The 24,623-nt window shown below is 61.1% G+C and carries 31 protein-coding genes and 1 pseudogene; 17 read left to right on the plus strand and 15 right to left on the minus strand.

What is annotated here, in order from left to right; all coding sequences use genetic code 11:
- Positions 1 to 62: 62 nt before the first annotated feature.
- The 3 genes from EXZ48_RS31655 to EXZ48_RS31665 form a co-directional block, all read right to left on the minus strand.
- Positions 63 to 1,337, minus strand: coding sequence for a DUF882 domain-containing protein (locus EXZ48_RS31655; protein WP_024270352.1), 1,275 nt, complete (start codon positions 1,335 to 1,337; stop codon positions 63 to 65).
- 127 nt (positions 1,338 to 1,464) lie between these two features.
- Positions 1,465 to 2,520: an NAD(P)/FAD-dependent oxidoreductase gene (locus EXZ48_RS31660; protein WP_229342557.1), complete on the minus strand. Its 1,056-nt coding sequence runs from the start codon at positions 2,518 to 2,520 to the stop codon at positions 1,465 to 1,467.
- Between the two features lie 11 nt (positions 2,521 to 2,531).
- Positions 2,532 to 3,161 carry a L,D-transpeptidase gene (locus EXZ48_RS31665; protein WP_023514660.1) on the minus strand — a complete coding sequence of 210 codons (630 nt, stop codon included), beginning with the start codon at positions 3,159 to 3,161 and terminating at the stop codon, positions 2,532 to 2,534.
- 374 nt (positions 3,162 to 3,535) lie between these two features.
- Here EXZ48_RS31665 and EXZ48_RS31670 point away from each other — a divergent pair, with 374 nt between their 5' ends.
- The 12 genes from EXZ48_RS31670 to lspA all read left to right on the plus strand — a co-directional run bounded on the left by EXZ48_RS31670 (position 3,536) and on the right by lspA (position 11,683).
- Entirely contained in the window at positions 3,536 to 3,859 is a 324-nt protein-coding gene (locus EXZ48_RS31670) for a hypothetical protein (RefSeq protein ID WP_130520935.1), read from the plus strand.
- 256 nt (positions 3,860 to 4,115) lie between these two features.
- Positions 4,116 to 4,571, plus strand: coding sequence for a pseudoazurin (locus EXZ48_RS31675; protein WP_023514661.1), 456 nt, complete (start codon positions 4,116 to 4,118; stop codon positions 4,569 to 4,571).
- Positions 4,572 to 4,811: 240 nt separating this feature from the next.
- Entirely contained in the window at positions 4,812 to 5,174 is a 363-nt protein-coding gene (gene copC, locus EXZ48_RS31680) for a copper homeostasis periplasmic binding protein CopC (protein ID WP_023514662.1), read from the plus strand.
- Positions 5,175 to 5,184: 10 nt separating this feature from the next.
- Positions 5,185 to 6,027: a CopD family protein gene (locus EXZ48_RS31685; RefSeq protein ID WP_023514663.1), complete on the plus strand. Its 843-nt coding sequence runs from the start codon at positions 5,185 to 5,187 to the stop codon at positions 6,025 to 6,027.
- Positions 6,028 to 6,125: 98 nt separating this feature from the next.
- Entirely contained in the window at positions 6,126 to 6,728 is a 603-nt protein-coding gene (locus tag EXZ48_RS31690) for a transglutaminase-like cysteine peptidase (protein WP_023514664.1), read from the plus strand.
- A gap of 202 nt (positions 6,729 to 6,930) precedes the next feature.
- The gene (locus EXZ48_RS31695) at positions 6,931 to 7,500 is read left to right on the plus strand and encodes an MAPEG family protein (RefSeq protein WP_023514665.1); all 570 of its coding nucleotides are present in this window, start codon (positions 6,931 to 6,933) and stop codon (positions 7,498 to 7,500) included.
- Between the two features lie 169 nt (positions 7,501 to 7,669).
- Entirely contained in the window at positions 7,670 to 8,311 is a 642-nt protein-coding gene (locus EXZ48_RS31700) for a DsbA family protein (RefSeq protein WP_023514666.1), read from the plus strand.
- A complete protein-coding gene (locus tag EXZ48_RS31705) occupies positions 8,311 to 9,180 on the plus strand; it encodes a peptidylprolyl isomerase (protein ID WP_023514667.1) in 870 nt (289 codons plus the stop codon). Before EXZ48_RS31700 ends, EXZ48_RS31705 begins: the two co-directional genes overlap by 1 nt.
- A gap of 69 nt (positions 9,181 to 9,249) precedes the next feature.
- On the plus strand, positions 9,250 to 10,290 hold the full coding sequence (locus tag EXZ48_RS31710; RefSeq protein ID WP_023514668.1) for a murein L,D-transpeptidase family protein: 1,041 nt from the start codon (positions 9,250 to 9,252) through the stop codon (positions 10,288 to 10,290).
- Positions 10,283 to 10,459, plus strand: coding sequence for a hypothetical protein (locus tag EXZ48_RS35135; RefSeq protein WP_156031939.1), 177 nt, complete (start codon positions 10,283 to 10,285; stop codon positions 10,457 to 10,459). The genes EXZ48_RS31710 and EXZ48_RS35135 overlap by 8 nt, the downstream gene beginning before the upstream one ends.
- Before the next feature lie 24 nt (positions 10,460 to 10,483).
- Positions 10,484 to 11,173 carry a L,D-transpeptidase gene (locus EXZ48_RS31715; protein WP_023514669.1) on the plus strand — a complete coding sequence of 230 codons (690 nt, stop codon included), beginning with the start codon at positions 10,484 to 10,486 and terminating at the stop codon, positions 11,171 to 11,173.
- 3 nt (positions 11,174 to 11,176) lie between these two features.
- Positions 11,177 to 11,683 carry a signal peptidase II gene (lspA, locus tag EXZ48_RS31720; RefSeq protein ID WP_037406365.1) on the plus strand — a complete coding sequence of 169 codons (507 nt, stop codon included), beginning with the start codon at positions 11,177 to 11,179 and terminating at the stop codon, positions 11,681 to 11,683.
- A gap of 33 nt (positions 11,684 to 11,716) precedes the next feature.
- Here the strand turns inward: lspA and EXZ48_RS31725 are convergent, their stop codons facing one another.
- The 8 genes from EXZ48_RS31725 to EXZ48_RS31760 form a co-directional block, all read right to left on the minus strand.
- Positions 11,717 to 13,036, minus strand: coding sequence for an MFS transporter (locus EXZ48_RS31725; protein WP_024270355.1), 1,320 nt, complete (start codon positions 13,034 to 13,036; stop codon positions 11,717 to 11,719).
- Between the two features lie 15 nt (positions 13,037 to 13,051).
- Positions 13,052 to 13,327: a metal-sensing transcriptional repressor gene (locus EXZ48_RS31730; RefSeq protein WP_130520939.1), complete on the minus strand. Its 276-nt coding sequence runs from the start codon at positions 13,325 to 13,327 to the stop codon at positions 13,052 to 13,054.
- Between the two features lie 70 nt (positions 13,328 to 13,397).
- Entirely contained in the window at positions 13,398 to 13,673 is a 276-nt protein-coding gene (locus EXZ48_RS31735; protein ID WP_023517431.1) for an isoprenylcysteine carboxylmethyltransferase family protein, read from the minus strand.
- A gap of 6 nt (positions 13,674 to 13,679) precedes the next feature.
- A complete protein-coding gene (locus EXZ48_RS31740; protein WP_023517430.1) occupies positions 13,680 to 13,991 on the minus strand; it encodes a hypothetical protein in 312 nt (103 codons plus the stop codon).
- Between the two features lie 8 nt (positions 13,992 to 13,999).
- Entirely contained in the window at positions 14,000 to 14,608 is a 609-nt protein-coding gene (locus tag EXZ48_RS31745) for an SCO family protein (RefSeq protein ID WP_023517429.1), read from the minus strand.
- Positions 14,592 to 15,677, minus strand: coding sequence for a copper chaperone PCu(A)C (locus EXZ48_RS35335; RefSeq protein WP_024270356.1), 1,086 nt, complete (start codon positions 15,675 to 15,677; stop codon positions 14,592 to 14,594). Before EXZ48_RS35335 ends, EXZ48_RS31745 begins: the two co-directional genes overlap by 17 nt.
- 90 nt (positions 15,678 to 15,767) lie before the next feature.
- A complete protein-coding gene (locus EXZ48_RS31755) occupies positions 15,768 to 16,961 on the minus strand; it encodes a ZIP family metal transporter (protein ID WP_024270357.1) in 1,194 nt (397 codons plus the stop codon).
- Positions 16,958 to 18,112, minus strand: a complete 1,155-nt coding sequence (locus EXZ48_RS31760; protein WP_023517232.1) for a multicopper oxidase domain-containing protein — start codon at positions 18,110 to 18,112, stop codon at positions 16,958 to 16,960. Before EXZ48_RS31760 ends, EXZ48_RS31755 begins: the two co-directional genes overlap by 4 nt.
- A 182-nt stretch (positions 18,113 to 18,294) precedes the next feature.
- Between EXZ48_RS31760 and mntR the strand changes: the two genes are divergently transcribed.
- The 3 genes from mntR to EXZ48_RS31775 all read left to right on the plus strand — a co-directional run bounded on the left by mntR (position 18,295) and on the right by EXZ48_RS31775 (position 20,076).
- On the plus strand, positions 18,295 to 18,765 hold the full coding sequence (gene mntR, locus EXZ48_RS31765; protein ID WP_037406395.1) for a manganese-binding transcriptional regulator MntR: 471 nt from the start codon (positions 18,295 to 18,297) through the stop codon (positions 18,763 to 18,765).
- A 226-nt stretch (positions 18,766 to 18,991) separates the two neighbouring features.
- Positions 18,992 to 19,432, plus strand: coding sequence for a disulfide bond formation protein B (locus EXZ48_RS31770; RefSeq protein WP_023517230.1), 441 nt, complete (start codon positions 18,992 to 18,994; stop codon positions 19,430 to 19,432).
- Positions 19,429 to 20,076, plus strand: a complete 648-nt coding sequence (locus tag EXZ48_RS31775; protein WP_023517229.1) for a thioredoxin domain-containing protein — start codon at positions 19,429 to 19,431, stop codon at positions 20,074 to 20,076. The genes EXZ48_RS31770 and EXZ48_RS31775 overlap by 4 nt, the downstream gene beginning before the upstream one ends.
- 131 nt (positions 20,077 to 20,207) lie before the next feature.
- On the opposite strand, the gene EXZ48_RS31780 is transcribed toward EXZ48_RS31775, so the two are convergent.
- The 3 genes from EXZ48_RS31780 to EXZ48_RS31790 form a co-directional block, all read right to left on the minus strand.
- Positions 20,208 to 20,816: an SCO family protein gene (locus tag EXZ48_RS31780; protein WP_023517228.1), complete on the minus strand. Its 609-nt coding sequence runs from the start codon at positions 20,814 to 20,816 to the stop codon at positions 20,208 to 20,210.
- A complete protein-coding gene (locus EXZ48_RS31785; protein ID WP_023517227.1) occupies positions 20,813 to 21,316 on the minus strand; it encodes a copper chaperone PCu(A)C in 504 nt (167 codons plus the stop codon). Before EXZ48_RS31785 ends, EXZ48_RS31780 begins: the two co-directional genes overlap by 4 nt.
- Positions 21,317 to 21,453: 137 nt before the next feature.
- Entirely contained in the window at positions 21,454 to 21,738 is a 285-nt protein-coding gene (locus EXZ48_RS31790) for a MerR family DNA-binding protein (RefSeq protein WP_130520941.1), read from the minus strand.
- Positions 21,739 to 21,945: 207 nt separating this feature from the next.
- Here EXZ48_RS31790 and istA point away from each other — a divergent pair, with 207 nt between their 5' ends.
- Both istA and istB read left to right on the plus strand, forming a co-directional pair.
- Positions 21,946 to 23,475: an IS21 family transposase gene (istA, locus tag EXZ48_RS31795; protein ID WP_130520943.1), complete on the plus strand. Its 1,530-nt coding sequence runs from the start codon at positions 21,946 to 21,948 to the stop codon at positions 23,473 to 23,475.
- 12 nt (positions 23,476 to 23,487) lie between these two features.
- On the plus strand, positions 23,488 to 24,225 hold the full coding sequence (gene istB / locus EXZ48_RS31800; protein ID WP_069456397.1) for an IS21-like element helper ATPase IstB: 738 nt from the start codon (positions 23,488 to 23,490) through the stop codon (positions 24,223 to 24,225).
- Between the two features lie 105 nt (positions 24,226 to 24,330).
- On the opposite strand, the pseudogene EXZ48_RS31805 reads toward istB, so the two are convergent.
- Positions 24,331 to 24,477 (minus strand): annotated as a pseudogene (locus EXZ48_RS31805) (MerR family DNA-binding transcriptional regulator); the annotation flags it as partial.
- Positions 24,478 to 24,623: the final 146 nt, after the last annotated feature.

Here is a 24,623-nt window from a genome sequence, read left to right on the forward strand (position 1 = left end):
CACGGTCCAGGTGGACCCGCGGGGCGCGCTTCTCGCCCGGCACGCGTGATCGTGCCCTTCAATCAGCCGTCTGATCCGAAGCGGTCCGGGTTGAAGGTGCTCGACGCATCAAGTGCCCGTGTTGTTTGCGAACCGCGTCGCGTATCGTCGACGCTTGCGACGGCACGCTGCAGGCTAGCCGGAAGCGTCAGCCGTTGAAGCGCCTCGGCCGGTGCAAGCGCCCAATCGAGCATCGCCTTGTCGGAAACCGTCCATGCGCTTGCCTGGTGAAGGTCAAGAAGGCCGGATTCGGCGACAGCGGGCTGGCGCAATACCCGCCCCGTGATGCCGAGGCCTCCCATGGCCTTGAACGTTGAGGAGGGAATGAAAGCGGAGGTGTTTACACTCACAACGCGTTCGATTTCAGCTGCTCGAAACGTGGGGAGCGGAGCGCTGATGGTCGCCAGGTCGAAGAACGCCGGTTGTTCGACGGTCATTTCGCCCGCGGCCTGCATCTCGAGCGCCTTTTCCGCGCGGCTTTTGCGTGTCGGCAGCAACGCGGTCACGAGACTGTTCGGCGAGGTGTCATCTTCGGACAGTGCAGCGCCGGCGGAGCTCGCGGCCACGATCGATTTCGAGCCGACGCGTCGCTTGTAGTCCGCCATGGCCACGTTGTAGCCGGGCAGGGGGCGACCATCGGCGGGAACGTGCAGTGTCTTGCCGTTCGGGAAGATGCGCACAAGCTCTTGACGCGACATCCGTGGCCAGGCGCGCACATTGCCGACATCGAGATGCACGAAGGGCGAGCCCGATTTCGGATAGTAGCCGACGCCGCCAACCTGCATTTGCATGGCGGTGGCCCTGAGCTTTGCCAGCTTCACGCCAGGGATGAAGAAGTCCATCGCCTTGCCGAGCGTGTGCTGGCTGTTCTTGGCGACGCCCGAACTGCGCGAACGACCGCGCAGCATATTGTTGGTGGCGGGGGAGCGGTAGGCGGAGACGATGTGGATGTAATCCTTCGCGCCGCTGCGCTGGTAGACTTCCCAGACGAGGTCGAGCAGGCGAGGGTCCATGCGAGCAGGTTCGTTCCGGCGCCAGTCGCGCAGGAAGCGGTTGACCTGCGCGAGACCCTTCGGGTCGAACCTGCCGTCGCGCTTGAAGGTGATCGTCGCCCGCTCGCCGGTGTGGGTGAAGAACAGTTTCAGCGATCGATCTTCCGCGGCAGCCGTGGCAGCGGTCAGTGCGACGACAGAGGCGGCGGCGGCCGTGATTGTGGAGGCTTGCGCAACCCAGCGCGCAATCGTCTCGATTCCCTTGTCGGCAGCAGCGTGGAACAGGCGCGCAAGAAACGCAGTCACAGGATACTCAGACACAGTAGTTCCGATCCAAACGAGATACATCACGGGGCGGCAGAGACATCTCGCCGCAGATTGCTTGCGAGGATTATGGTCAACAAAGATTTAAGAAGCCGTTGATGCCTGGTGGTCATCGATCGGCCCCTTGACGGTGTTGCCGGCGGACAATCTCCTCGACGATGCGCTCGGCATCCGGCCCGGCACCCATGACGAGAGCGGACGCCCTGTTTCGTTGCCACGGCCGGCCCGCGAAGTAGAGCCCAGGCACAGGGGAAACGCCGTTGGTGTGCGAGAACGTGCCATCCGGTCCTACGGCCGACGGAATCTCCACCCAAGCCGTCTCGTCGCGATAGCCGGTCGCCCAGATAACCGTTCGCACGGTGGCGGAGCTGCCGTCGGAAAACGTCGCCGTCTCGCCTGAGGAGGCGACAAGGCGCGGCACAAGCCGGACACCTGCCTGCGCCAGGTGTGTGTCGCCTTGTCCGCGGTCAGGAAAGGCATCGGCAGCGCGCACCTTGCGGCCGATCCATGACTCCGGCGAGGCTTTCAGAATTCCGAGCAAGCGGAGCCACCACCAGATCGACTTCCCGAACAGCCCTTCTCGGAACAGTTTTCGAGGCTTGCCCCGGGAAAGCATCACAGGTTGCAGGGTCCGGCATTCAAGCGCGATGTCACGACCGCTTGCCCCGTCTCCAACGACGAGGACCGGTCCATCGGGCACACTCGCTGGTTTCTGATAGGTTTGCGGCGTCAACTGCAGCACCTCAGATCCGAAGCCGCTAGAGATGGACGGGACTATCGGTTTCTGAAAACCCCCGGTCGCGACAATCACTTCACTCGCTTCGATTTTCTCGCCCGAGTCCGTTTCTGCGAGGAAGACCCGGTTCGCACGCGACAAGCGCGCGACCCGTGTTCCCGATCGCACCGGCAGGCTGAAACGCGCGGCGTAGTCTTCCAGGTAGACAGCAAACTCGTCGCGGCTCGGATATTGCTCCCGGTTGCCGGCAAGGGGCAGGCCTGGAATGGCGCTGAACTGGCGTGGAGTGAACAGGGTCAGCGAAGCGTAGCGGCTGCGCCAGCTGTCGCCGACGCGCGGATGGGCGTCGACGATCAGGAAAGGCAGACCGGCCCTGCGCAGGTAGTACCCTGCGGCAAGGCCAGCTTGGCCGGCTCCGATGACAAGCACCTGCCGCGCCGTCACGAAACCACCACGACGCGTGTTCCTACCGGGACGCGCTCATAGAGGTCTTCGACGTGACCGTTGACCATTCGTATGCAACCATTCGAAACCGCCTTGCCTATCGTCCAGGGCTCGGTCGTGCCATGGATGCGATAGAGGGTGTCTCTGCCGTCTCGAAACAAATAGAGAGCCCTCGAGCCCAGCGGGTTCTTCGGCCCGCCGGGAACGCCGTCGGCATAGCGCGCATATTTCTTCGGATCACGCCGGATCATGTTGTCGGTCGGGCGCCAGCTTGGCCATTTCGCCTTCCGGCCGACAGTCGCAGTGCCAGAGAACGCCAGGCCCGCGCGCCCGACACCGACGCCGTAGCGGCGGGCAAGACCACCTTCTTCGATGAGATAGAGAAAGCGATCCCTCGGCACGACGACGATGGTGCCGGCAGTTTCCGGATAGGGAGATGTCACCAGTTGCGGCAGAAATCTCTCATCGATGTCGATCGTATGTTTCTTGCCTTGCGCGACGGCGAGCGCGGGTGAGGCAAGGAGAGCGACGGCGGCAAGGCCGAAGGTCCGTCGATCCAGAACCGGGGAGGCCGGCCGCTCCGCTGTTGGTGATTGTTCGGTGTCGTGGTTTGAAAGTCGTCTCATGGAAGTGTTCCTTGGCACGGGCAGGGCTCGCTATGCGGTCTGCAATCGGCAATGAAATGGGAATGGTGGGTGAGCGGCCGAGCGTGTGCCGCGGTCGCGTCACACCGGAGACCGGATCGCGCACGCGGGCGTCCCCGGTTGGTTCAAGCCGAGCGAGGGGGAGGCAGAATCAGCCGGGCTGGAACTGATGATTGCGTGTCGAAAGCTTGATTGGGGCGAATCCGGCGGACCGGTGCGGCCACCGGCCAGAACCACGCGACCAGCCAGCTGCAGGCTTCGTGACAGGTTTCTAGGCTCGCCGGATGGTCAAGCTCTGAATCATCAGTGTCTATCGCCAAAAGGCTCACGCTGCTCTGTAACGGGTCGGACAGCGCGTGGCTGCGCGCCGCCACCGACGCCGCGGCGCTTGTCCCGACGACGAGCGACATAAGGAGGACAATGATCAACTTCATGACGGCGCGGTGCATGCGCGTAATGCCCGGATCGCTGGATTTTCGAAGACCTATCTCACGGCATTATGCTTAACAGGCGATTACCGGGATGTGCAGAGTAGGGGCGAAGCGCCTGCCTTCGCTCGTGACCCGTTGAAATTGCCGGTAATTTTCGATGCCGTGCGTTTGATTCGTGGCATCGGCAAGAGTCAGATCACTATTGCAATCCACGTTCGGAGTTTTGCTGCCGATCGCACTCGGCGATGATTAGACATACTGACAGCTGCTCCGACAGCACCGACTCTAATGCCGATGTCGCTGCGCGCATCGTGAAGGCGGCAATGAGCCTCTCGGCCCTTGTAGGTCCCATCATCGATGGTTGGCGCGGATGGGTAGTATTGCTGGCGGCCAGCAGCGGCAGTTCGCCGCGCGACATCTCGCTTTGCCGGTTGCGATTGACCAAAGTGTTCCGAACAGGCAGGCGATATCCTGCAATCGTGCAAGATTGTGAAGGAGAAACCACATGCTTAAACGACGAGACGTATTGCTGGGTGCAGCGATTGGCACCATAGCGTTGACGGCGCTGCCTGTCAGAGCGGCAACGAAAGACCATCAGGTGATGATGCTCAACAAAGGCAAGAAGGGCGCGATGGTCTTCGAGCCCGATTTCATTGTGGCCGCGCCTGGCGATACTGTGACCTTTGTGCCCGTCGACAAGGGCCACAATGCCGAAACCATCAAGGGATTGATCCCGGATGGAGCGAACGCGTTCAAAGGCAAAATCAACGAGCAGATCACGGTAACCGTCGAGCAGGAAGGCATCTATGGTGTAAAATGCCTTCCGCACTATGGAATGGGGATGGTGGCGCTCATCGCGGTGGGGCAGCCGGTCAACCTAGAACAGGCCAGGACGGTCAAACATATAGGCAAGGCAAGGAAGGTGTTCGAGGAACTGCTGGCGCAGGTACCGACGACGTGAGTTCTTGAAGCAACGCCACACACGACCCGGCTTCTTGTCATGCCATGACAGTTATTCACCTGTGCGCAACGGTACACGTCGCCCGGCTCGGCGGCTTTGTGCGCAGGATAGGCAATCATCGCGGATTGAGGCGGGAAGAGCCTGCAGCCGTGCGGCGTGGCGCTCCGCTGCCCCAATCATCTTATCAACCCGCCGTCATCGTCGATGACGGCGACCCAATATTCAGGACGGTGCAGCGACATGAACAAATTCAAAGCCTTATTCTTAACGTCCTTTGCAATGACAGTTTTGACGGCCGCCCCGGCAATGGCGCACTCCGTGCTCAAGAATTCGTCGCCGACTGCCGATACGACCGTGGAAGCACCAAGGTCGCTTGAGCTCACGTTCTCCGAAACCGTCAACCTGCGCTTCAGCAGTATCGAACTCACCGGGCCTGATGGTGCGGCGGTGCGACTGGGCAAGCCTGTCAATTCGCAGGATGGTCATACGCTTCTTGCGCCCCTTCCGGAGCCGCTGTCTTCAGGAAGGTATGATGTCAAATGGGATGCTCTTTCCAAGGATGGTCATAAGATAAACGGCAGCTTTAGCTTTTTCGTCAAATGAGGTGCCGTGAATGGCGGACCCGGTAATTGTCCTCATCCTGTGCCGGGGCGCAATATTCGGAGCAGCCCTTATGATCTGGGGGGCGTCATTGTTTCGCTGGCGCCTCCAGCCTCATGCAGAGAGGATGCGTTTCGAGGGGTGGATGATTCTGTGCCTGGTTGTCGCGGTCTTTATTCTCCTGCCGGCACAGGCGGCCCGGGTTTCTGACGGGTGGGGCGATATTTTTGAACCGGGCCTTCTTCGGGATGTCATAGTTTTCACCACGCCCGGAAGGTCGTGGGCTCTCCAGGCGGCGGCGATCACGGTGGCTGCGTTTGCATTTGTCATGCAATGGACAAGGGCCACCGTGCTGTCGATAGTGATCGTGTTCATTGCGCAATCGATGACCGGACATGCCGCAGCATCCGAAGGCGTATTCGGGTATGTGCGGCAGGCGAATGACGTGCTTCACCAGATCGCTGCGGGAGCTTGGTTGGGTGCGCTGCCGTATGTCTTGCGGCTTCTGCCGGACGTGGAAAAGCTTGACGCGAAGATGATTCTTATCCGTTATTCAGGCGAGGGCCATTTTTGGGTTTCGCTTCTGCTCGTGACCGGGTTGATTGCTACTCTTTGGATCTTCGAAGGAATACCGCTTGACTGGAGCATTCGCTATCAGCTGCTTTGGGCTTTGAAGGTGTTCGTGACAATGGCCATGGTCGGACTTGCGGTGTGCAATCGTTACTTCCTGGTGCCGCGTCTTCGGGACAGGCCCGACGCATTGTCGGCGCTCGCGAGAGCAACCAGACTCGAGATCGCGCTTGGGCTATTGGCCGTTGCGCTAGTTGCATGGTTTGGAACGCTCGAACAACGTTGAGCGGTGTCTTCGGCTCTCCGAGTGTCAGGCGCATGGACGCGCGAGACGGGAATCATTAATAATCTGGACACGTTGATCAGGAATGAATCGGAGTGGTGATGAATTTCGGACGGTTGATCGCAGGTGCGAGCCTATCGGCTCTCTGGTCTTTTGTCGGCAACGGCGCATGGGCTCATCCGTCCGCGATGGTCACGGGAAATTTCACGTCTCAACCAATCGGTCATTTTGAGTTTTGCAAGCGAAACACGTCAGAATGCACGTTACGTTCCAGGAAAACGGCGCCATTGCCAATGTCGAGCGAGTTCCTTGCGCAGTTGCAGCAATTGAATGTTTCAGTGAATAAAGCAATCAAGCCCATAAGTGATTTTGATCTATACGGAGTGGAAGAATACTGGACCTATCCAGTCGATGCAGGCGATTGCGAGGATTATGTGCTCGCAAAACGTCGTGTTTTGATCGAGGATGGTATCCCGTCGTCAACGGTGCTCATTACGGTATTGCGTCGACCGAACGGTGAGGGGCACGCCGTTCTGACGGTGAGAACCGACATCGGAGACGTCATTCTTGATAATCTGACGGATGCCGTCTTGAACTGGGACGAAACTGGCTACACTTACCTGAAGCGACAGGCGGTCGACCATACGGGGCGCTGGGTGTCCATTCGAGACGGCGACGCTCCGCTGGTCGGTTCCGTTCACTGAAGTTCGGGGTCGAGGAGGCTTCGCCGTCCGAGCTTTTTTCGTCTCGACCAAACTGCGACACGAGCACGGCGACAATCGCAGCCGCCGACGAATTGCCGGTTATCCAAACCATGCCTAGCGGAACTTAGCTCTGGCACCCGCGATCGAGCGCTCCTGACAGCAAGAGCTTTACGTTCAGACACATACGGTGCGGAGTGTTGATATGGTAATCGTCCCGTCGTCCAAAGCTGAACTTCGGAAAGAGCAGCACAAAATCCTCTTGAGAAGCGGTGCGGCTGCCATGGTGTGCATGCTGGCCCTCGGTGGCGCGCAATACTTTCTACGCGGCGCCAAGGTTTTCCCGGACGAAAATCTGGAATCGCGGCTATTATTCATAGCCGCCGCGAACTTGCTTCTCGTCGTTTGGGTCATCATAGGTGTCGCCATGGTGGCACGAGGCCGACGTCATTCTGCGGAAGATATCGGCGGATCGGCATACTCTCGCCCGAGCCCTAGAATTGCCGTTGCAGCCGCTTTTCTTCAAAACACGCTCGAACAATTCGTCATCGCGTCCGTGACGTTATCCGCGCTCGTGATGCTGGAAGGCGCGGCGATGATGCCGTTTATCGCGGCTTCTGTGGTCCTGTTCGGTGTCGGCCGCGTTTGCTTCTTAGTCGGGTACTCAAAAGGGGCCGGTGGCCGTGCGTTTGGAATGGCCCTGACTGCGCTCCCCAGCATCGCGGCGTTCGTGATCGCGTTGGCGCATTTGATCACGCGGGTCTGGCAAACGTGATGCTGACGACGTCAATTCTGGCATGCTGATGGATCGGCATGGGGCCCCGGCGGGCTTGAATCCGACCCTTCTTTTGAATCCGTCGTAAAAATCGTGGCGCGCGTTTATGCCTCTTGCACCTCAAGCACCTAGAGGTTTTATGATCCGGCTCCCTTGATTTGGAGACGAGATGTTCAGGCGGCAATTTCTGGGATCGACCGCGGCAGCTTTCACCCTGCTTGCCGCAAACCGCGTAGTTGCGCAGACGACCGCCACAAGCGCGGCGACGGACCTTCTGCAGCCGGGGCCGTTGCCCGAGCGGATTCTGGGACGCGACGACGCACCGGTTACCGTTATCGAATATGCGTCGATGACATGCGGGCATTGCGCCAACTTTCACCTGAACGTGTGGCCAGCCTTCAAGGCAGAGTTCATCGATACGGGTAAGGTCCGATTCATTCTGCGTGAGTTCCCGTTTGATCCGCGCGCGACCGCCGCCTTCATGCTTGCCCGCTGCATGGGTGACGACAGATGGTATCCGACGGTCGACCTCCTCTTCCGTAACCAGCCGCGTTGGGCGCGTGCTCAGGACGGCAAGGAAGGGTTCCTCTCGGTCCTGTCGATGACCGGTCTCAAGGAAGCCGATCTTGAGGCTTGCCTTAGCGACCAGGCGCTGCTCGACAAGGTCAATGCGGTCGCGGCCAGAGGTCAGGAACTTGGCGTCGATTCGACGCCGACCTTCTTCATCAACGGTGAAAAATACACCGGCGTAATGCCGATCGAGCAATTGCGCGCCGTCATCGAACCGATTGTCGCGGGAGCAAAGAAGTGATGCTGCTGAAAATCAGGAACGTCTTTCTTTCCGCGCTCTTTCTGGTTGCTGTTCCAGCCTTCGCCGAGGAACGGGCGGACCAGGTAGCAGCTCGCGTCGGAGATTCCGAGATTCTGGAATCCGACGTATCGTTCGCAACCTCGTTCCTCGGCGATCCCAACCCCAAGGCAACACCCGAGGCACGCAAGTCCGCGGTCGTCGATGCGCTGATCGACCTCAAGGTGGTCTCTGACGCCGCGATCAAGGACGGGCTGGAGAACGACGAGACGTTCAAGCGGCAGATGGTGTTCCTGAGGCAACAGGCGCTTCGGCAGGCCTATCTCGCCAAGGCTGCCGCCGCCGCTGTAACCGAGGACGCACTGCGCAAGGTCTATAACGAACGGGTCGCCGCCATGCCGTCGGTCGAAGAGGTTCGCGTCCGGCACATCCTGTTGAAGGACAGGGCTGGCGCTGAGGCAGCGATGAGGGATATAGCCGCGGGCAAGTCCTTTGAAGAGGTGGCCGGGAGCGTTTCGCTGGATGAGACGTCGAAGAAGAGCGGCGGTGATCTTGGCTTTCTGACCATGGAACAACTCCCGCCGGAGCTGGGAGGGGCGATCGTAACGATGAAGACCGGTGAGATTGCCGCAAAGCCCGTGGAGACGCCCTTCGGCTTTCATGTCGTAAAACTCGAAGAGCGGCGCAAGCGTGAACCACCGGCATTCGAGGTTGTGTCGACGGAGTTGCGCCGCGGCATGGAAGCCCAGGCGGTGAGCAAGATCGTCGCTGACCTCAAGGCGGCCGCGCGGATAGAGAAGCTCGTGCCCGATGTTGCGATGCCTGAGGGATCGGATGACGGACACGAGCATGGTGCCGAGGGCGGGGAATAGCGCAAGGCTATCGTTTCTTTCGTGCAATCCCGTTCCCTTGTTCTGATCATTCTCGTGTCCCGGCATCTCATGCGGTCGTTCCATTCTCTGCTGCCAAAATTCCTCGCCGTCTCTCTCATCGCGATCATGCTATCGGGATGCGTTGCCATGGAGCTTGCCGAACTCTCCAGCGAGCCGCCAAAGCTTTCCGCCGCCGTCGTGGCCGCGATGGCGAAGAAGGGTATGCGGCCTGAAGATCCTGTCCTTGTGCGGATATTCAAGCAGGAGAGTGAGCTGGAGGTCTGGAAGGCGGATGCATCAGGCCGTTACAAGCTCTTCAAGACCTATCCGATGTGCCGGTGGTCCGGCAAACTCGGCCCCAAGACGAAAGATGGCGATCGCCAGGCGCCGGAAGGCTTCTATCATGTCTCAGCCGGCATGCTGAATCCACAGTCGCAATACTATGTCTCCTTCAATCTCGGTTATCCCAACCGTCTTGAAGCCGCGCTCGGCTACACCGGTGAGGCGCTGATGGTCCATGGTGCCTGCTCCTCGTCGGGTTGCTATGCCATGACCGACCAGGGCGTCGGTGAGATCTATGCCATCGCGCAGAAGGCGCTGCAGAGCGGTCAGGACCGCTTTCAGGTCCAGGCCTATCCGTTTCGCATGACCGCGGAAAACCTCGCCAAGCATCGAGGGGATCCGAACATGCCGTTCTGGCTCACCCTCAAGGAGGGTCACGACCACTTCGCTTTTTCGAAGCGACAGCCAAAGGTTGCCGCCTGCGAACGGCGCTATGTGTTCAACAGGGAGTTCGAGGGCGGCGATCCGCGCAATCCGCTCGCCGCCTGTCCGGTATCGTCCAGCGGGGCTTCGGCCGACCTCCTGTCAATGGTGGCGACGGAGCGTGGCAAGGTGGAGGCGGCACTCGCCGCCGAAAAGTCTTCCGCAGCGCTCGCTTATGTGGACGGCGGCATGCATCCAAGCTTCCGGGCTCTTCTGAAGAAACAGGGGGCTTCGAAGCTGGCGGAGGATATCTCGATCATAAAATATCCGGTCAGTCGGCCGGAGGCTGCCCTTGCCGATCCCTATTCGGGCACGTCTGCTGTCAGCGGGGCGTCGGATGACTGATCCAAGCGACATTCGACAGCGTGCGCGCATGATCCGGCGCAAGAACCGCATCATGCTTTTTGTTCTGCTGGGCTTCGTAGTCTCTGTCATTGCCTACAGCGCTTTTCACATTCGCAGCGAAATGAATATGTCGACGCCGGCGGCAGGTGCTGCTGAAACCGGTAAATAGCCGGCGTCGAGAAAAGGGACGAACATGCATGAAGACACCAACACCGTCGCGCGCCGCGGATTTCTTCTCGGGACGCTTTCCATGGCGCTGGCGGCCTGCTCCACGACATCCCCCTCCGCAGTGCCCAGCGTCGCACGCCGCCCGATGGGCGTGCCGAGCGAGGAGGAGCTGGCGGCTCGCTATGCCGCGATGGAGGATGGCGGTCATCAACTGCCGGCAGTTCCCTTCCGGCAAATCGATCCAAAGTTCTACCGCCAGCGTGTTGTCAACACGACGGGCGAGCCAGCCGGCACTGTGGTGGTCGATACCGGTTCGAAATTTCTCTATGTCGTGGAGCCTGGCGGCACGGCGATGCGCTATGGGGTCGGGCTTGGCCGCGCGGGATTTGCCTGGGAAGGCGAGGGGGTTATCCAGTGGCGCCAGAAGTGGCCGCGCTGGAAGCCGCCGGCGGAAATGATCGCGCGCCAACCCGAGCTTGCGAAGTTCTCTGTCGAGAACGGCGGACAGGAGCCCGGGCCGAACAATGCGCTCGGCGCCCGCGCGCTCTACATCTTCCAGAACGGCGAGGACACGCTTTACCGTCTGCACGGAACGCGTGAGTGGAACTCTATCGGGAAATCCGTGTCCTCCGGCTGCGTGCGGTTGGTCAATCAGGATGTCATCGACCTCTACACGCGCGTGCCTTCCAAGGCACGCATTGTCGTCCGCACCTAGATCATGCGGTTGGTAGTTGAAAGAAAAGGCGAGCTCGCCGCCTTGTTTGCGTTCGGCGCCGCAATCTTCCTCCTGGACATCGCTCTCAAGCACTTCATGGTCACGGCGGTGATGAACCCGCCGCGGATCATTCCCGTGACGCCGTTCTTCAATCTCGTGCTCGTCTACAATCCCGGCGTCAGCTTCGGAATGTTCGCCGAATGGATATCGGCGGCGCCACAGCTTTTTGCCGTTCTGAAAGCATGCATCGTTGCCGGGCTCCTGTCCTGGGCCGCTCTTTCGCGCCGGATGGTTGAGCGGCTGGCACTGTGCATGGTCGCGGGAGGAGCGATGGGCAATCTCGTCGACCGGTATGCCGACGGCCACGTCACCGACTATCTGGATTTCTATGCGGGACAGTGGCATTGGCCATCGTTCAACCTTGCCGATGTGGCCATCGTGGCTGGTGCAGGTCTCATGATCGTTGTTGCTTCTTTCCAAAGAGACACTGCAACGAGCCAATCATCATGAAAGCTTGGCGGCCGGAGCCACCTGTTCGACAGCCTACGGCCTTGAGGGCCACTCTGGATGCAGCCGATCGATGACAACGGCATGAGCATGGCTATGTCCGCCGCGCCGTGCTCCTTCGGCAAGGTGCGGGTGATCGACAGGCAAGTCGTCGTGGTCGTGCTCGATCTCGGCATTGTCGTCCGATGGCCATAGCACCATCGCGACGGAGAGGCCGAATGTCGCGAGGAGTGCGAGGCAAAGGGCGGCTGCGGACAGGCCGATCGTGGCGCCGAGCCAACCGGCGAGCGGATAGGTGATGAGCCAGGCGGCGTGGGAGAGCGCGAAATGCGCCGCGAACAGGGCCGGACGGTCTTCCGCGTGCGCTGATCGCCGCAGCAGCCGGCCGGAGGGCGTCTGGGCGATCGAATAGCCGATGCCGAGGAGACACCAGAGCGGCAAGAGCGTGCGGATGCTGCCGACGGCCGAGGCTGCCAGAAGCCCGGCGATCAGGATCGCCGTTCCAGCCAGCATGACCGGGCGGTCGGGAACGGTGTCGAGGAGTTTCGGAAGGAAGAGCGCCGCCAGCATCGAGCCGCCGCCGAACGCGGCGAGCGCGAGCGCCGTGCTTTCCTGGGGCAGGCCGAAGGTGGACTGCACGATCACGACCGTGTTGACGATCACCATCGAGCCGGCGGCCGAGACCGCAAGGCAAATCGCGAGAAGGCCGCGCAGCCGCGGTGTTGCCAGATACAGACGAAGGCCCCGTGTGGTCCGCTCGTAGATGCTTCGCCGCTCAGTCTTCGAAGGCGCGGGAAGCACGACGGAGACGACGAGCGCCGAGGATACGAGAAAGCCGATGACCGTGCCGCCGAACAGCGAATGGAAAGAGATGACCGTCAGGAGCGCTGCGGCCAAGGCGGGGCTGATGAGGCTTTCGAGGTCATAGGCGAGCCGGGAAAGCGATAGCGCTCGCGTATAGTCCTTTTCGTCCGGCAGCACCTCGGGGATCGTCGCCTGGAAGGCCGGGGTGAAGGCGGCTGAAGCCGATTGCAGGACGAAGATCAGGACGTAGACCTGCCAGACCTCGGTGACGAAGGGCAGGCAGAGGGCCACAGTGGCGCGTACGAGGTCGAGCGCGACGAGCAGCGGCCGCCGTGGCAGCACTTCCGCGAAGGCGCCCGCGATCGGTGCGATGCCGACATAGGCGATCATCTTGATGGCGAGTGCCGTACCCAGCACCGCGCCGGCGTCAGGTCCGGCGATCTCGTAGGCCAGCAGGCCAAGCGCGACCGTCGCCAGGCCCGTCCCGACCAGCGCGACGACCTGCGCCAGAAAGAGGTGGCGATAGGTTCGGTTCTGGAGGACGCCGAGCATGCTGTTTCCGATCGGTCAGAGATATTTGGTGATCGCCTTGAACTCGGCCATGGCGCTTCGCTGGTCGGCGGGCAGGGGGCCGACTGCATCCTCGAGGCAATGATCGAGATGGTCCTGGATCAGCGCGCGCTTGGCGTTGGTGACCGCCTTTTCGACGGCATGAAGCTGTTGTGCAAGATCGAGGCAGGGGCGCCCGTCCTCGATCATGGCAATGATGCTCTTCAGATGCCCCTCGGCCCGCTTCAGCCGCTTGACGATCTCGGGATGGGTCTCGTGCCTGTGCTCACTCATATGCATAACCTATCCCCCTGGAGGGGATATTGCAATTCAGGCGGCACCATCAATGACTGCTCATTTGAACCTACAGCCAGCGCCGCACCCGGCGTTTGTAGGTCAGATAGGGTTCGCCGAGATCGCGCGCGAGAACCCGTTCCTCCACCCGGACCTGAATAGCGACCGCGACGATCAGCGCGAGCGCCGCGCAGAGCTGCGGGAGAGTGGGAAAGACGAGGACGAGGCCGGTAAACAGCGCGATCTGTCCGACGAAGACGGGATTGCGTGACCATGCGAACGGTCCCGTATCGACGATGGCGCCGAGATGCCCCTCGGCCGCGCCGATGCGCCAGGACTTTCCCATATAGGCCTAGGAATAGAGCGCGAGGCTCGCTCCGGCCGTCACGAGGACAAGCCCTGCAAGCCGAGCGGCAACGCCGAGGGCGAAAGGGGTGAGCATCCATGCCTGCGTCTCGCTCACGCGCAGGATATGAGTGATCACCGGAAGGATCGCGCCGGACACGATTGACAGGCGAAACAGCGCGGCGGGAAGCGACTGCCGCTCGCTCCCTTTCGCGAACAGCCAGACGGGCTTTCCCGCATCCCGCGCGGCACGTCTTGTCAGGGCAAGGAAGACGAGGATGTAGGCCCACACGACGAAGATGGCGGCAAGTTCGATCATCTGGTGCCTCATCCGCCGATCAGCCGACGGACCTTCCGCAGCCTGACATCAGCCGCTTCATGGCTGTCGAGGGTGCCGAAGAAGCGGCCATCAGCGTGTACGAGTTGTACGCCTGCAGTGTGATCCATTTCGTAGGAATCGCCGTCGCCGACCTTCTTGTAGTAGATGTATCGAGCCTTGGTCATCTGGTGGAGCTGTTGTTCGTCTCCAGTGAGCGCCACGATGCGCTCGTCGAAATAGGCGACGTAATCCTTCAGCAGCGCCGGCGTGTCGCGCGCCGGATCGACGCTGACGAAGACGACCGTCAGCTTGTCCGCGTCCGGCCCCAGTTCCGTGAGGACCTGGGCCATTTCGGCGAGCGCTGTCGGGCAGACGTCGGGGCAATGGGTGAAGCCGAAGAACCAGGCGGACGGCTTGCCGAGCAAGTTCTGCTCGGTGACGGTCTTCCCGTTCTGGTCGGTCAGTTCGAACGGCGTCGCGTAGGGCTTGGCCTCGGCCGGTGTCAGAAACGCCTTCTGCGCCCAGGCAAGGACGAGGATCGCGACGACGAGGGCGACGAGCGCCCAGCTTACCCAGCGGATCGTCCGCAAGACAGGCCACTTACTGCTGGTGTTCATGACGTTCGTTCTTCTGCGCCGAGCGCTTTTCGACGTTGAACACGACCGGGACGCGGCCCGCCTTCTCGAAGACGAGGACAGCCTCGATCTTCTCGCCTTCCTTGAGCTGCTTCGTGAGATCCATAAACATGGCGTGCGTGCCGTCCTCGCCGAGGCCGACGGTCTTGCCGGCGGGAAGCGCCAGCCCATTCTCCATCGGCTTCATGCTGGCGATCCCGTCGACGATCTGCGACGAATGCATCTCGATGCGCGCAATGGCCGTGCTCTCGATGGCGACGAGGCGGTCGTCCGCTTCGCCTTCGTTGACGACGGTCAGATAGCCGGCCGCGACCTTGGCGCCGGGCGGTGTTTCGATCACCTTGGGATGATCGATCAGGAGGCTGCCGGCCTTGAACTCGTGGGCAAGAGTGGCGGTGGGCAGCAGGAAGAGAAGGCTTGCGATCAGATTGCGCATGGTCGTTCCATTCAGTCGGTGTTTTGGCCTTGCGGCAACGCCCTCCAGAAGTTCGCCGACGAGGAAGAGGAAGACGACCGCCACGGCCTCTTCCGCAGCGCCGATGAACAGGGCGCCGACGGCGGCGATGGTCATCAGCATCTCGATCGAGAACGGCGTGCCGGTCGTCGCGGCGACGACGGCCCGTCGGGCAACGGGGATGAGGCCGACGGCCAGCGCCGGCACGAAAATCCATTGCGGCACGGCGGGGAAGATCAGGTGCGCGATATAGGTGAGCGCGAGCGCGGCCCCCGTCGTCGCCGTCAGTATCGCCTTTTTGGTCTTCCACCAGGGGCCCTCGCCGAGATCGGCGTGGGACGCGCCAGTTTCGCCCGGAGAACCGGCTGCATCGTCGTCCGCCGTAATGGCATAGCCGAGCGCCTTCACTTGCCGCTCGACGGCACTCTTGGCGAAATCGGGACCGGGGCGGACGGTCATCGAGGCCGAGGCGAGCGACACGCCCACTTCCTCGACGCCGGGAAGCCGGCTGACCGCGTTCTCGATCTTCGAGACGCAGCTCGCGCAGTCCATTCCGCCAATGCGGTACTTGATCTTGGTTGCCGGTTCCGTCGTCATGGGATGCCACTCGTGTTCAGGAGGGGCGATCTCTTTAGACCCTGTAGCGACTACAGGCTCAAGGGCCAAAACGACGCGGTACGGGTGCGATCAAATCTTTACCAGCATTGCCGTCACGTACATGACCGTGATGCCGAGGGCGAGACCGCCGATGACCTCCTTCGAGAACAGGGTTTCCATTCTGCCATTGTCATTTCGTAGCATGAACAGCGTCACCTCGATGATGACCTGAAGAATGGCGCCGGCGCCGATCGCCAGGGCAAGCGCCGACCAGTGCGGGGCATAGGCCAGGCTGCCGATCCACATGCCGAGCACGGCCGGGCCGCCGGCGATCAGCGTCAGCAGCACGAACTGGCGGAAGGTTGGCCGGATCTTGAGAAGCGGTGCGGCGATGCCGATGCCTTCAGTGATGTTGTGCAGCGTGAAGCCCATGACGAGGAAGGTGCCGAGACCTGCGGAACCAGCCGCGAAGGCGCCTCCGATGGCAAGACCTTCGCCCATGTTGTGCAGGCCTATGCCGATTGCGATGTAGGTGGCGAGCGCCACGCCGCTCGGTCGTCCGCCCCGCCGCGAGACGGCCATTAGCAACAGGAAGGACGCGGCGGCGGCAAAGACCACCATTGCGCCACCCTGGAAGACGGGTGCAGATGCGCCGGCAAGCTCGAAGGCCTCCGCGACGGCGTCCACCAAGAGGAACGCGAGGAGGCCGACTGTCACCGCGAGCAGGAACCGCATGGCGCTCGGTCCCGCGCCGCGTAGCGCCGGATAGAACATCAGGCCGATGGCGACGGGCAGGATGCCGACGAAGGCGCCGAGGATAGCTTGCGACCATAGACCGTTCGAGGTCACTTCCGGCGTGGGAACCGCAACCGGGATCTCGTGTTCGAAGGTCGTGCCGGTGCTGGTGACGACGGTGACACGGTGCGCCTCGCCGAGAACCCAGGGAAAGGGAATGGAAATCCAGGCCGACTGCCCGCGGGGAAGCGGGCCGGGCGGGTCGAGCGTGAATTGCCAATAGGCGGCATCGACCTGGACCTGTGCGATCTTCAGCGGCTCCGAGCCGCCGGCGCGTACAAGAAGCCGTACCCCGCCGCCGTCGAGCGTTGTGCGCTCATAGGTGAGGTTCTCGACCGGCGGCGCGCCGTTTTCGAAGCTTCGGAGCGGATTGGTACCGAAGAGCCAGGCAATGGCCGCCGCCAAAACCAGGAAAGGGATGACGGTCCAGAGGAGAGCGGCGCGCCGGCTCGGTGATGCGGCCTGGCTCGAAGCGGTTTCGTCGGTCATGCCACTTCCTCCACGACGTCGAACATTCCCATCCAGCCGAGCTCCGTGAACTCCGACTGGTGCGCGTGGAACATGTATAGGCCCGGTTCATGGTCCGCATGTTCGCCGAAGGTGAACTCCAGAATGCCGCGCTGTGCCTGGCACTGCATGATGAGGTCGACGGTCTTCAGAGTCGGCGTCAGGGTGGTGCCCTGGTCGAAATAGTCGAAGAAGTTGCCGTGGATGTGGAAGGAGTTAATTGGATCGAACTCGGTGAGGTTCGCGAGGTAGATGCGCACCGGACGACTCTTCTCGATGCGGATCGGCTTCTTGGCGTAGCAGTGGGCGATGGTGTTGCAGGCATAGAACTCGTTCTCGCCGTCGAAATTGGTGTCGAAGGCATTCATCACCATGGCGAGTTCCTGCCATCTCGCATTCTCGGGCGAGCCGTGCAGCCGGGTGAGCGCCACGTCGCGGAATTCTGGTCGCAGTTCCGGATCGGGATCGATGACGAAGAGACCGTACATGCCCTTGTGGATATGCCGCGCAAGCGGCAGGGCATGGCAATGGTAGAGGTGACAGCCGAAGGGGCGGGCGTCGAACTCGTAGACGAACTCCTCGCCTGGGTTGATGACGCCCGCGCCAGGAATCCCGTCCATGCGCGCGGCATGAATGCCGTGGAAATGCATGGAGTGCGGATGAGAACCGTAATTGCGCAGAATGATGCGCAGCCGCTCCCCTTCCATCGCGCGGAGCGACGGTCCGGGCACGCGACCGTTGAAGGTCCAGGCGGGGAACATGACGCCGGGCGCGATCTCGATCTCCTTGTCCTCGACCTCGACTTCGAACGTACGCAGCCGACGGCCGTCGGGGAGGGTGGAGACGGTCCCGAGATCCCAGTCGGTCAGCATCGACGTCGGATCGAAGCCGTTGCGCTCGTTATCGACGTCGCCGACGGTGATCATCGCTCCATGTGCCTGCATATGCGGCGGCGCGGCATCGCTTGTGCCGGCTTTGCGGTCAGTCGCCGCGGACATCTGGTGGCCCTGGTGCTGGGCGGCGGCATCCTGGCTCAGCGCTGAACGGGCGGCGAGGGCTGCGCCGCCGGCCGCTGCCAGGCCCGCGCCGAGCAGCTTTCGGCGTCCGAGGTTGAATGGCAGCCAGTTTCGCATTGTCCCATCCTTTTGATAATGGTTCTTAATAGCAATAACAGCACATGCTCTTAGTTATAGCAATAGCTATGTTCGAAGCCGCTGATGCTTCGATCGCCTCTGGAAAACGTGACAATCTGGGAAAAATCATAGCGCAAGCTATGAATTCGCAATAAACTGGATGAAACCTCCGGAAAGGCATGATGACAGCAAGTAGCAGGAAATCGGCAAACAAACCCTCACTCGTTGACGCCGATACCCATGTCGAAAGCTTCCGCCAGACGCGTTCCAACCGGCGCAACGAACTTATCGAGGATTATGTCGAACTCATCGACGACCTCATCCTCCATGGCGGCGAGGCGCGGCAGGTCGATATCGTGCAGAGGCTGGGCGTCGCGCAGCCGACCGTCGCAAAGATGCTCAAGCGTCTCGCCAGCGACGGCTTCATCCAGCAGAAGCGCTATCGCGGCATCTTCCTGACCGAAGCCGGCAAGGCACTCGCGGCCAAGAGCCGGGAGCGACATCGGATCGTCGAAGGGTTCCTGCGCGCCGTCGGGGTCGGAGAGGAGGCCGCGCGCATCGACGCCGAAGGCATCGAGCACCATGTCAGCGACGAGACGCTTGCCGTCTTCAAGGCTTTCCTCGACAAGGCCGGGCCGACCAGCCGCGCTTGACCTTTCCTGACCGTGATGTCTCTACGGCAGGGGGCGCGGCGCTTCACCCAACGATGGAGCGTTCGTGGCATTCAAGTTCGTTTTCGCAGATCCGATCCCACGACAATTTTGCCCGAAGTCCCTGCTGTATGACGAGAGTGGGGCGCACTGATCGGAGTCACGCTGCTTGACCCTCTAGCTGCTTGAGGGTCCATAATTCGGGAATCAAGGCGATATCGGACATTGCATGAGCGTTCGGGACAAGAGATCGGAAGACGATGGGTGGCTGACGCTGTTCCTCGCATGGATGGTTGCGCTTATCGCTTCGCTCGGGGCTCTCTTCATCGGCGAAGTCATGGGCCAGACGCCGTGCATCTTATGTTGGTATCAGCGCGCGTTCATGTTTCCGCTGGCGCTAATTCTGGCGGTTTCCGCCTTTCGCATGGACCGTGGCGTATGGCCCTATGCGTTGCCGCTGAGTGGCGCAGGTCTGTTGATCGCGACATACCACGTCCTGCTATATTACGGCTTCATTCCGGAGGCAGTCGTTCCTTGTGGGAAGGGGCCCTCCTGTACTGATGCGAAGATGACCATTTTCGAGGTGATCCCGCTGCCGGTGCTGTCACTTCTGGCATTCGCCGCGATTTCATTCCTCCTCCTCATCGACCGAAGGGAGCATGCCCGATGAACCGAGCGCTCGTCATCACTCTCACCGCGCTTGCCGCGCTCGCTGTTTTTGGAGGAGGTGCCTACTACTACACTGCGCAGCAGAGAGAACATGCGGCTTCTGTCACCGCGTCGGCGGATACGCTCGTGCGCGCGCATTCGCCGGTTCTGGGTAAGGCAGACGCACCCGTCACGATCGTGGAGTTCTTCGACCCCTCATGCGAGGCCTGCCGTGCCTTCTTTCCGCTTGTGAAGAATATCCTGGCGACCTATCCGGATGATGTGCGTGTGGTAATCCGCTATACCACATTCCACAAGGGCTCCGACGAAGCCGTGCGCATCCTCGAGGCGGCACGCAAACAGGACAAGTTCGAGCCGGTCCTTGCGGCGCTTGTGGACAAGCAGCCCGAGTGGGCTATCCACGGGGAGCCTGACATGAAGCGGGCCTGGAGCATCGCCGGTGAAGCGGGTCTGGAGCTCATGGGCGCCCGTCTCGACAGCGTGAAGCTGGACGTTGATCAGGTGCTTCAGACCGATCTAGCGGACGTCAAGGCGAACAATGTCGAGCAGACGCCTACGTTCTTCGTCAACGGCAAGCCGCTGGTCAATTTCAGCCCGCAGGGCTTGATCGATCTGGTGAAAGGCGAAGTCGACAAGACGAGTTGACAGCGTTCTGGCAAGAAATCGCGGCTTGTCAGCAGGTAGGCGCTTCGCGGCAGGTGGTAGGTTCGATGACCCTCTCCAATGCTTCGCTGTCGATAGGGTGAGCAACTGCCTCGGCCGAGAAAGTTTGACGGTCACGCCCCGCCCATTTCCGCGAGATTGCGCAGTTTCTTCAGACGGGTTTCTCGCGGCTCGTGCATGTCCAGCATACCTTGGAACCGACCATCCGCATCCATGAGAAAGATGCCCGCTGTGTGGTCCATCGTATAGCTGCCGCCATCGGTATCGACCCTTTTGGCTGTTGCCCGGAAAGCTGACAGCACCTGATCCGTCTGCTTCCGCGTGCCGCGCACCGCGATGATCCTCGGATCGAATGCTTCCATGTACAGCGAAAGCAGGTTCTGCGTGTCACGCTCCGGATCGACGGATATGAGAAGCGCGTTGAACGCATCGGCCTGCGGACCGAGTTCCTTCATGAGATCCGTCAGTTCGAACAGCGTGGTCGGGCAGATGTCCGGGCAGTGCGTGAAGCCGAAGAATGCGAGGTAGGGCCTGCCGCGTAGGCTTCTATCCGACACGGCCTCGCCTCGATGGGACGTCAGTTCGAACGGGCCGCCGATCCCGCCGGTGGGCTCGGTTTCGGCCAAATTCGCAAGAACCAGACCTCCTGAGACGAGGCCGCCGACCAACAGTGCCGCGATTGCGGATCTGAAGAGCGCACGTCGGCCGTAAATCGACGTCATGGGGTTGCGCCGTGGCCCTGATGATCTTCGTTTTCAGCCGGTTGTTTCGCACCCATGCCCTGGACCGCAAATTCAACTTTGATCTCGCCGGCCTTTTCGAAACGGAGCGTCGCCTCGACCTTTTCGCCTTCCTTGAAAACCTTTGTGGGCTTGATGAACATGAGGTGGGTAGCGCCTGGCGCAAGCTCGACCGTTTCACCCGGTTTGATCGTCACCCCTGCGGTCAGTGGTCGCATGCGGGCGACGCCATCTTGAAGAGTCGACTCGTGCACTTCAACCGCCGTTGCGATCGGAGAGCTGCCGCCAAGGAATGTGTCAGATTCAGCGCCGGTATTCGTGATCTTCAGATAGCCGCCGGCAACGGGAGCGACCATCGGCGTTGCACGCGACCAGGGATGATCGATCTGCAGATCACCAGCGCTATAATCATGCGCAAATGCGGCGGGCCCTGCTGCGAGGGAAAGCGTGAACATAAGAACAGGGGTGAAAAGACGTTTCATGTCAGCCTCTGAGTTAGGAGCGCGATCCGGACCTTGGCCCGCGACCCCGCTCTACACCCTCTAGCAGCTTTAGGGTCAATCGACCCCGGACGCCTGCGGCTTTCTGTCGTCTGCTGGTCTGCCCCTGATGACGCGGATCAATCGTGATCCGAGCAGCATAGGTCGTGTGAAGCGAGCGCCCGGATCACATAACAATCCCGCACATGATTGTTGTGCTGGTGAGAGGTTATGCGCTCTAGCTCGATTTCAAGCTTCCGGAGCTTGGCGATCTTGTCGCGAACGGAGGCAAGTTGCTCAAGGGCAATGCGGTCGGCATCCGCGCAGGGTTTGTCAGGGTGATGGCTGAGTTCGATAAGGGATCGTATGGCATCTATCGAAAGGCCCAGATCACGGGAGTGCTTTATGAAGGTCAGGCGATCCATCTCCTCCTTGGTATATGCAAATTCCGAGGCAATCCGCCCCCTGATTCCGAAATGATCTCGCCCCCCAGTTCCGAGAATTAGTCGCCCCCTTGTTCCGAGATGATGCCGCCCCTTCGGACGGGGTGTGGCGTGGGTGTTCTGCCGGTGTGAAGTTCCTTCCGTCGATGGTGATGGGGAAGGAACGGGATGCCTGCGGAGAGACTGGAGATGCGGCGTGTCCGCGAGATACTGAGATATCGGGCCGAGCAAGGACTGGGCCACAAATCGATCGCGGTCCGGGTCGGCGCCGCGCCGTCGACGGTGCGCGAGACGCTGCGGCGGGCGACGGCTGCAGGGCTTTCGTGGCCGTTGGACGACGACATGAGCGATGCCGTTTTGGAAGCGGCGCTCTACAAGGCGGCCGGGACGAAGACGGGTCATCGCCGGGCCCCCGAGCCGGACTGGGCTGAGGTGCATCGCGAGCTCAAGCGCAAGCATGTGACGCTGCAAATTCTCTGGGACGAATATATCGGCCGTTATCCGGATGGCTATCGCTACAGCCGGTATTGTGACCTTTACCGCGGCTGGGCGATGAAGCTGCCTGTGACGATGCGGCAGGAGCATGCGAGCGGCGACAAGCTGTTCGTCGATTATGCCGGCGACACGGTAACGGTCGTTGTCGACCGGCTGTCGGGCAAGACGCGGCAGGCACACCTGTTCGTAGCGGTCCTGGGAGCGTCCAGCCTTTCGTTCGCGCAGGCGCGCTGGACCGAGACGCTTTCGGACTGGATCGAATGCCATGTTCAGGCGCTGGAGTTCTTCGGCGGTTCACCGGCACTTCTTGTGCCCGACAATGCCAAGGTGGCGATCATCAAGGCGTGCCACTTCGATCCCCAGGTCAACAGGACCTATTGCGCCATGGCGGCGCACTATGGGAGCGCCGTTCTTCCGACACGGCCGCGGCGGCCGCGCGACAAGGCGAAAGTGGAGGCCGCGGTTCGTATCGTCGAGCGCTGGCTGTTGGGACGGCTGCGCCATCGCGTCTTTTACAGTCTCGCCGAGGTCAATGCGGCGATCATGGAATTGCTCCGTGACCTCAACGACATCAGGGTCTTGCGTCGGGTCAATTGCACGCGGCGTCAATTGTTCGAGGAACTCGATCGTCCGGTTCTGCGGCCCTTGCCTGTCGAGCGCTATGTCTTCGCCGAATGGCGTATCCGGCGTGCCGGGCTGGATTACCACGTCGAGATCGAACGGCATTATTACTCCGTTCCCTATCGCTTTGCCCGCGAGCAAGTAGAGGCGCGTATCACCGCCAATACGATCGAGATATTCCATAAGGGCGAGCGGATCGCCGCGCACCGCCGCTCGAGTGGCAACGGCAAGCACACGACCATCCCCGATCATATGCCCTCGGCGCATCGTCGTTTTGCCGACTGGACGATCGAACGCATTCGACGCGAAGCCTCCGCCATGGGGCCGGATGTCGACCTCTTGTGCGAGCGCATCCTTGCCGACCGGCCGCATCCCGAGCAGGGCTTTCGCGCCTGCCTCGGGATTGTCCGCCTCGGCAGGAGCTTTGGCCGCGACAGGGTCAATGCCGCTTGCGCCCGAGCGCTGGAGATCGGGGCCCGGACCTATGGTTCGGTGCGCTCCATCCTCGACAACCACCTCGACCGGACGGCGAGTTCGAATGGAGCCGCCTCGCACGAACCGATCCACCACGAGAACATCCGCGGACCTCGCTATTACCACTAAGGAGAACGAAGAATGCTTGCTCATCCAACACTTGATCGACTGAACGCCATGGGCCTGGCCGGCATGGCCAAAGCCTTCGGCGAACTCGTCGCCAACGGCGAGGCCGAACATCTCTCGCATGCCGAATGGCTCGGATTGCTGCTCGAGCGGGAATGGAGTTCCCGTTACGACCGCAAACTTGCGGCGCGTCTCAGGTTCGCCAAGCTTCGTCATCAGGCGACCCCGGAAGATGTCGATTATCGCGCCGAACGCGGCCTCGACCGTGCGCTCTTCATGAAGCTGCTCGGGGGCGACTGGATCGGTGCTCACGACAATCTGGCCATATGCGGCCCCTCAGGCGTCGGGAAGAGCTGGTTGGCATGTGCCCTTGGCCATAAGGCTTGCCGTGACGACCGTTCCGTTCTCTATCAGCGTGTCCCTCGGCTCTTTGCACAGCTCGCGCTCGCCCGCGGTGACGGCAGATACGCCAGGCTGCAACGCACCCTGGGCCATGTTCAGGTCCTGATTCTGGACGACTGGGGTCTCGAGCCGCTCAACGAACAGGCCCGTCACGATCTTTTGGAAATCCTTGAGGACCGCTACGGCCGCCGATCGACGATCATTACCAGCCAGCTCCCCGTATCCGCCTGGCACGGTGTCATCGGTGACCCCACCTATGCCGACGCCATCCTGGACCGTCTCGTCCACAATGCCCATCGCATCGAACTCAGCGGAGAAAGCCTACGACGAAATCTGCCGCGCAAAGCTTGACACATTACTCGAACGAACTGACAACAATTACTGCCTGCAGACCCCGATGAAACAGGGGGCGAGATCATCCCGGAATCCGGGGGCGCAATCATCTCGGAACAATGGGGCGGCTTCATCGGAATCGGCATTGGTATAGCGGCGCTGATTGCCTTCGGAGCGCTCCGCGTGGGGAAGAAGACCCATTTGCTCATAGTAGCGGATTGTCGGGATTTTCACGCCGGAGGTCTTCGAAAGATCACCAATCGTCAACATGTCGTTTTTCCAAAGTCTGTTATCAGAGTTCAATCGCCATGGAGTATTCGGAACCAGAAGAAACCTTCGTGTTGGTTTCCACGCGGAACTGAGCCGGTTTTTCCACCGAGAAGTGAGCCACCTCTGAGTATGGTTTTCTGATCAGG

This window comes from Shinella sp. JR1-6, from assembly GCF_004284735.1.
In the GTDB taxonomy this organism is placed as follows: domain Bacteria; phylum Pseudomonadota; class Alphaproteobacteria; order Rhizobiales; family Rhizobiaceae; genus Shinella.

What these genes read in the sequence shown, in the direction of transcription:
- EXZ48_RS31665 (WP_023514660.1), bottom strand. Translation starts at nt 3,161, where the DNA reads ATGAGACGACTTTCAAACCACGACACCGAACAATCACCAACAGCGGAG.
- EXZ48_RS31675 (WP_023514661.1), top strand. Translation starts at nt 4,116, where the DNA reads ATGCTTAAACGACGAGACGTATTGCTGGGTGCAGCGATTGGCACCATA.
- copC (WP_023514662.1), top strand. Translation starts at nt 4,812, where the DNA reads ATGAACAAATTCAAAGCCTTATTCTTAACGTCCTTTGCAATGACAGTT.
- EXZ48_RS31685 (WP_023514663.1), top strand. Translation starts at nt 5,185, where the DNA reads ATGGCGGACCCGGTAATTGTCCTCATCCTGTGCCGGGGCGCAATATTC.
- EXZ48_RS31690 (WP_023514664.1), top strand. Translation starts at nt 6,126, where the DNA reads ATGAATTTCGGACGGTTGATCGCAGGTGCGAGCCTATCGGCTCTCTGG.
- EXZ48_RS31695 (WP_023514665.1), top strand. Translation starts at nt 6,931, where the DNA reads ATGGTAATCGTCCCGTCGTCCAAAGCTGAACTTCGGAAAGAGCAGCAC.
- EXZ48_RS31700 (WP_023514666.1), top strand. Translation starts at nt 7,670, where the DNA reads ATGTTCAGGCGGCAATTTCTGGGATCGACCGCGGCAGCTTTCACCCTG.
- EXZ48_RS31705 (WP_023514667.1), top strand. Translation starts at nt 8,311, where the DNA reads ATGCTGCTGAAAATCAGGAACGTCTTTCTTTCCGCGCTCTTTCTGGTT.
- EXZ48_RS31710 (WP_023514668.1), top strand. Translation starts at nt 9,250, where the DNA reads ATGCGGTCGTTCCATTCTCTGCTGCCAAAATTCCTCGCCGTCTCTCTC.
- EXZ48_RS35135 (WP_156031939.1), top strand. Translation starts at nt 10,283, where the DNA reads ATGACTGATCCAAGCGACATTCGACAGCGTGCGCGCATGATCCGGCGC.
- EXZ48_RS31715 (WP_023514669.1), top strand. Translation starts at nt 10,484, where the DNA reads ATGCATGAAGACACCAACACCGTCGCGCGCCGCGGATTTCTTCTCGGG.
- lspA (WP_037406365.1), top strand. Translation starts at nt 11,177, where the DNA reads ATGCGGTTGGTAGTTGAAAGAAAAGGCGAGCTCGCCGCCTTGTTTGCG.
- EXZ48_RS31725 (WP_024270355.1), bottom strand. Translation starts at nt 13,036, where the DNA reads ATGCTCGGCGTCCTCCAGAACCGAACCTATCGCCACCTCTTTCTGGCG.
- EXZ48_RS31730 (WP_130520939.1), bottom strand. Translation starts at nt 13,327, where the DNA reads ATGAGTGAGCACAGGCACGAGACCCATCCCGAGATCGTCAAGCGGCTG.
- EXZ48_RS31735 (WP_023517431.1), bottom strand. Translation starts at nt 13,673, where the DNA reads ATGGGAAAGTCCTGGCGCATCGGCGCGGCCGAGGGGCATCTCGGCGCC.
- EXZ48_RS31740 (WP_023517430.1), bottom strand. Translation starts at nt 13,991, where the DNA reads ATGATCGAACTTGCCGCCATCTTCGTCGTGTGGGCCTACATCCTCGTC.
- EXZ48_RS31745 (WP_023517429.1), bottom strand. Translation starts at nt 14,608, where the DNA reads ATGAACACCAGCAGTAAGTGGCCTGTCTTGCGGACGATCCGCTGGGTA.
- EXZ48_RS35335 (WP_024270356.1), bottom strand. Translation starts at nt 15,677, where the DNA reads ATGACGACGGAACCGGCAACCAAGATCAAGTACCGCATTGGCGGAATG.
- EXZ48_RS31755 (WP_024270357.1), bottom strand. Translation starts at nt 16,961, where the DNA reads ATGACCGACGAAACCGCTTCGAGCCAGGCCGCATCACCGAGCCGGCGC.
- EXZ48_RS31760 (WP_023517232.1), bottom strand. Translation starts at nt 18,112, where the DNA reads ATGCGAAACTGGCTGCCATTCAACCTCGGACGCCGAAAGCTGCTCGGC.
- mntR (WP_037406395.1), top strand. Translation starts at nt 18,295, where the DNA reads ATGACAGCAAGTAGCAGGAAATCGGCAAACAAACCCTCACTCGTTGAC.
- EXZ48_RS31770 (WP_023517230.1), top strand. Translation starts at nt 18,992, where the DNA reads ATGAGCGTTCGGGACAAGAGATCGGAAGACGATGGGTGGCTGACGCTG.
- EXZ48_RS31775 (WP_023517229.1), top strand. Translation starts at nt 19,429, where the DNA reads ATGAACCGAGCGCTCGTCATCACTCTCACCGCGCTTGCCGCGCTCGCT.
- EXZ48_RS31780 (WP_023517228.1), bottom strand. Translation starts at nt 20,816, where the DNA reads ATGACGTCGATTTACGGCCGACGTGCGCTCTTCAGATCCGCAATCGCG.
- EXZ48_RS31785 (WP_023517227.1), bottom strand. Translation starts at nt 21,316, where the DNA reads ATGAAACGTCTTTTCACCCCTGTTCTTATGTTCACGCTTTCCCTCGCA.
- EXZ48_RS31790 (WP_130520941.1), bottom strand. Translation starts at nt 21,738, where the DNA reads ATGGATCGCCTGACCTTCATAAAGCACTCCCGTGATCTGGGCCTTTCG.
- istA (WP_130520943.1), top strand. Translation starts at nt 21,946, where the DNA reads ATGCGGCGTGTCCGCGAGATACTGAGATATCGGGCCGAGCAAGGACTG.
- istB (WP_069456397.1), top strand. Translation starts at nt 23,488, where the DNA reads ATGCTTGCTCATCCAACACTTGATCGACTGAACGCCATGGGCCTGGCC.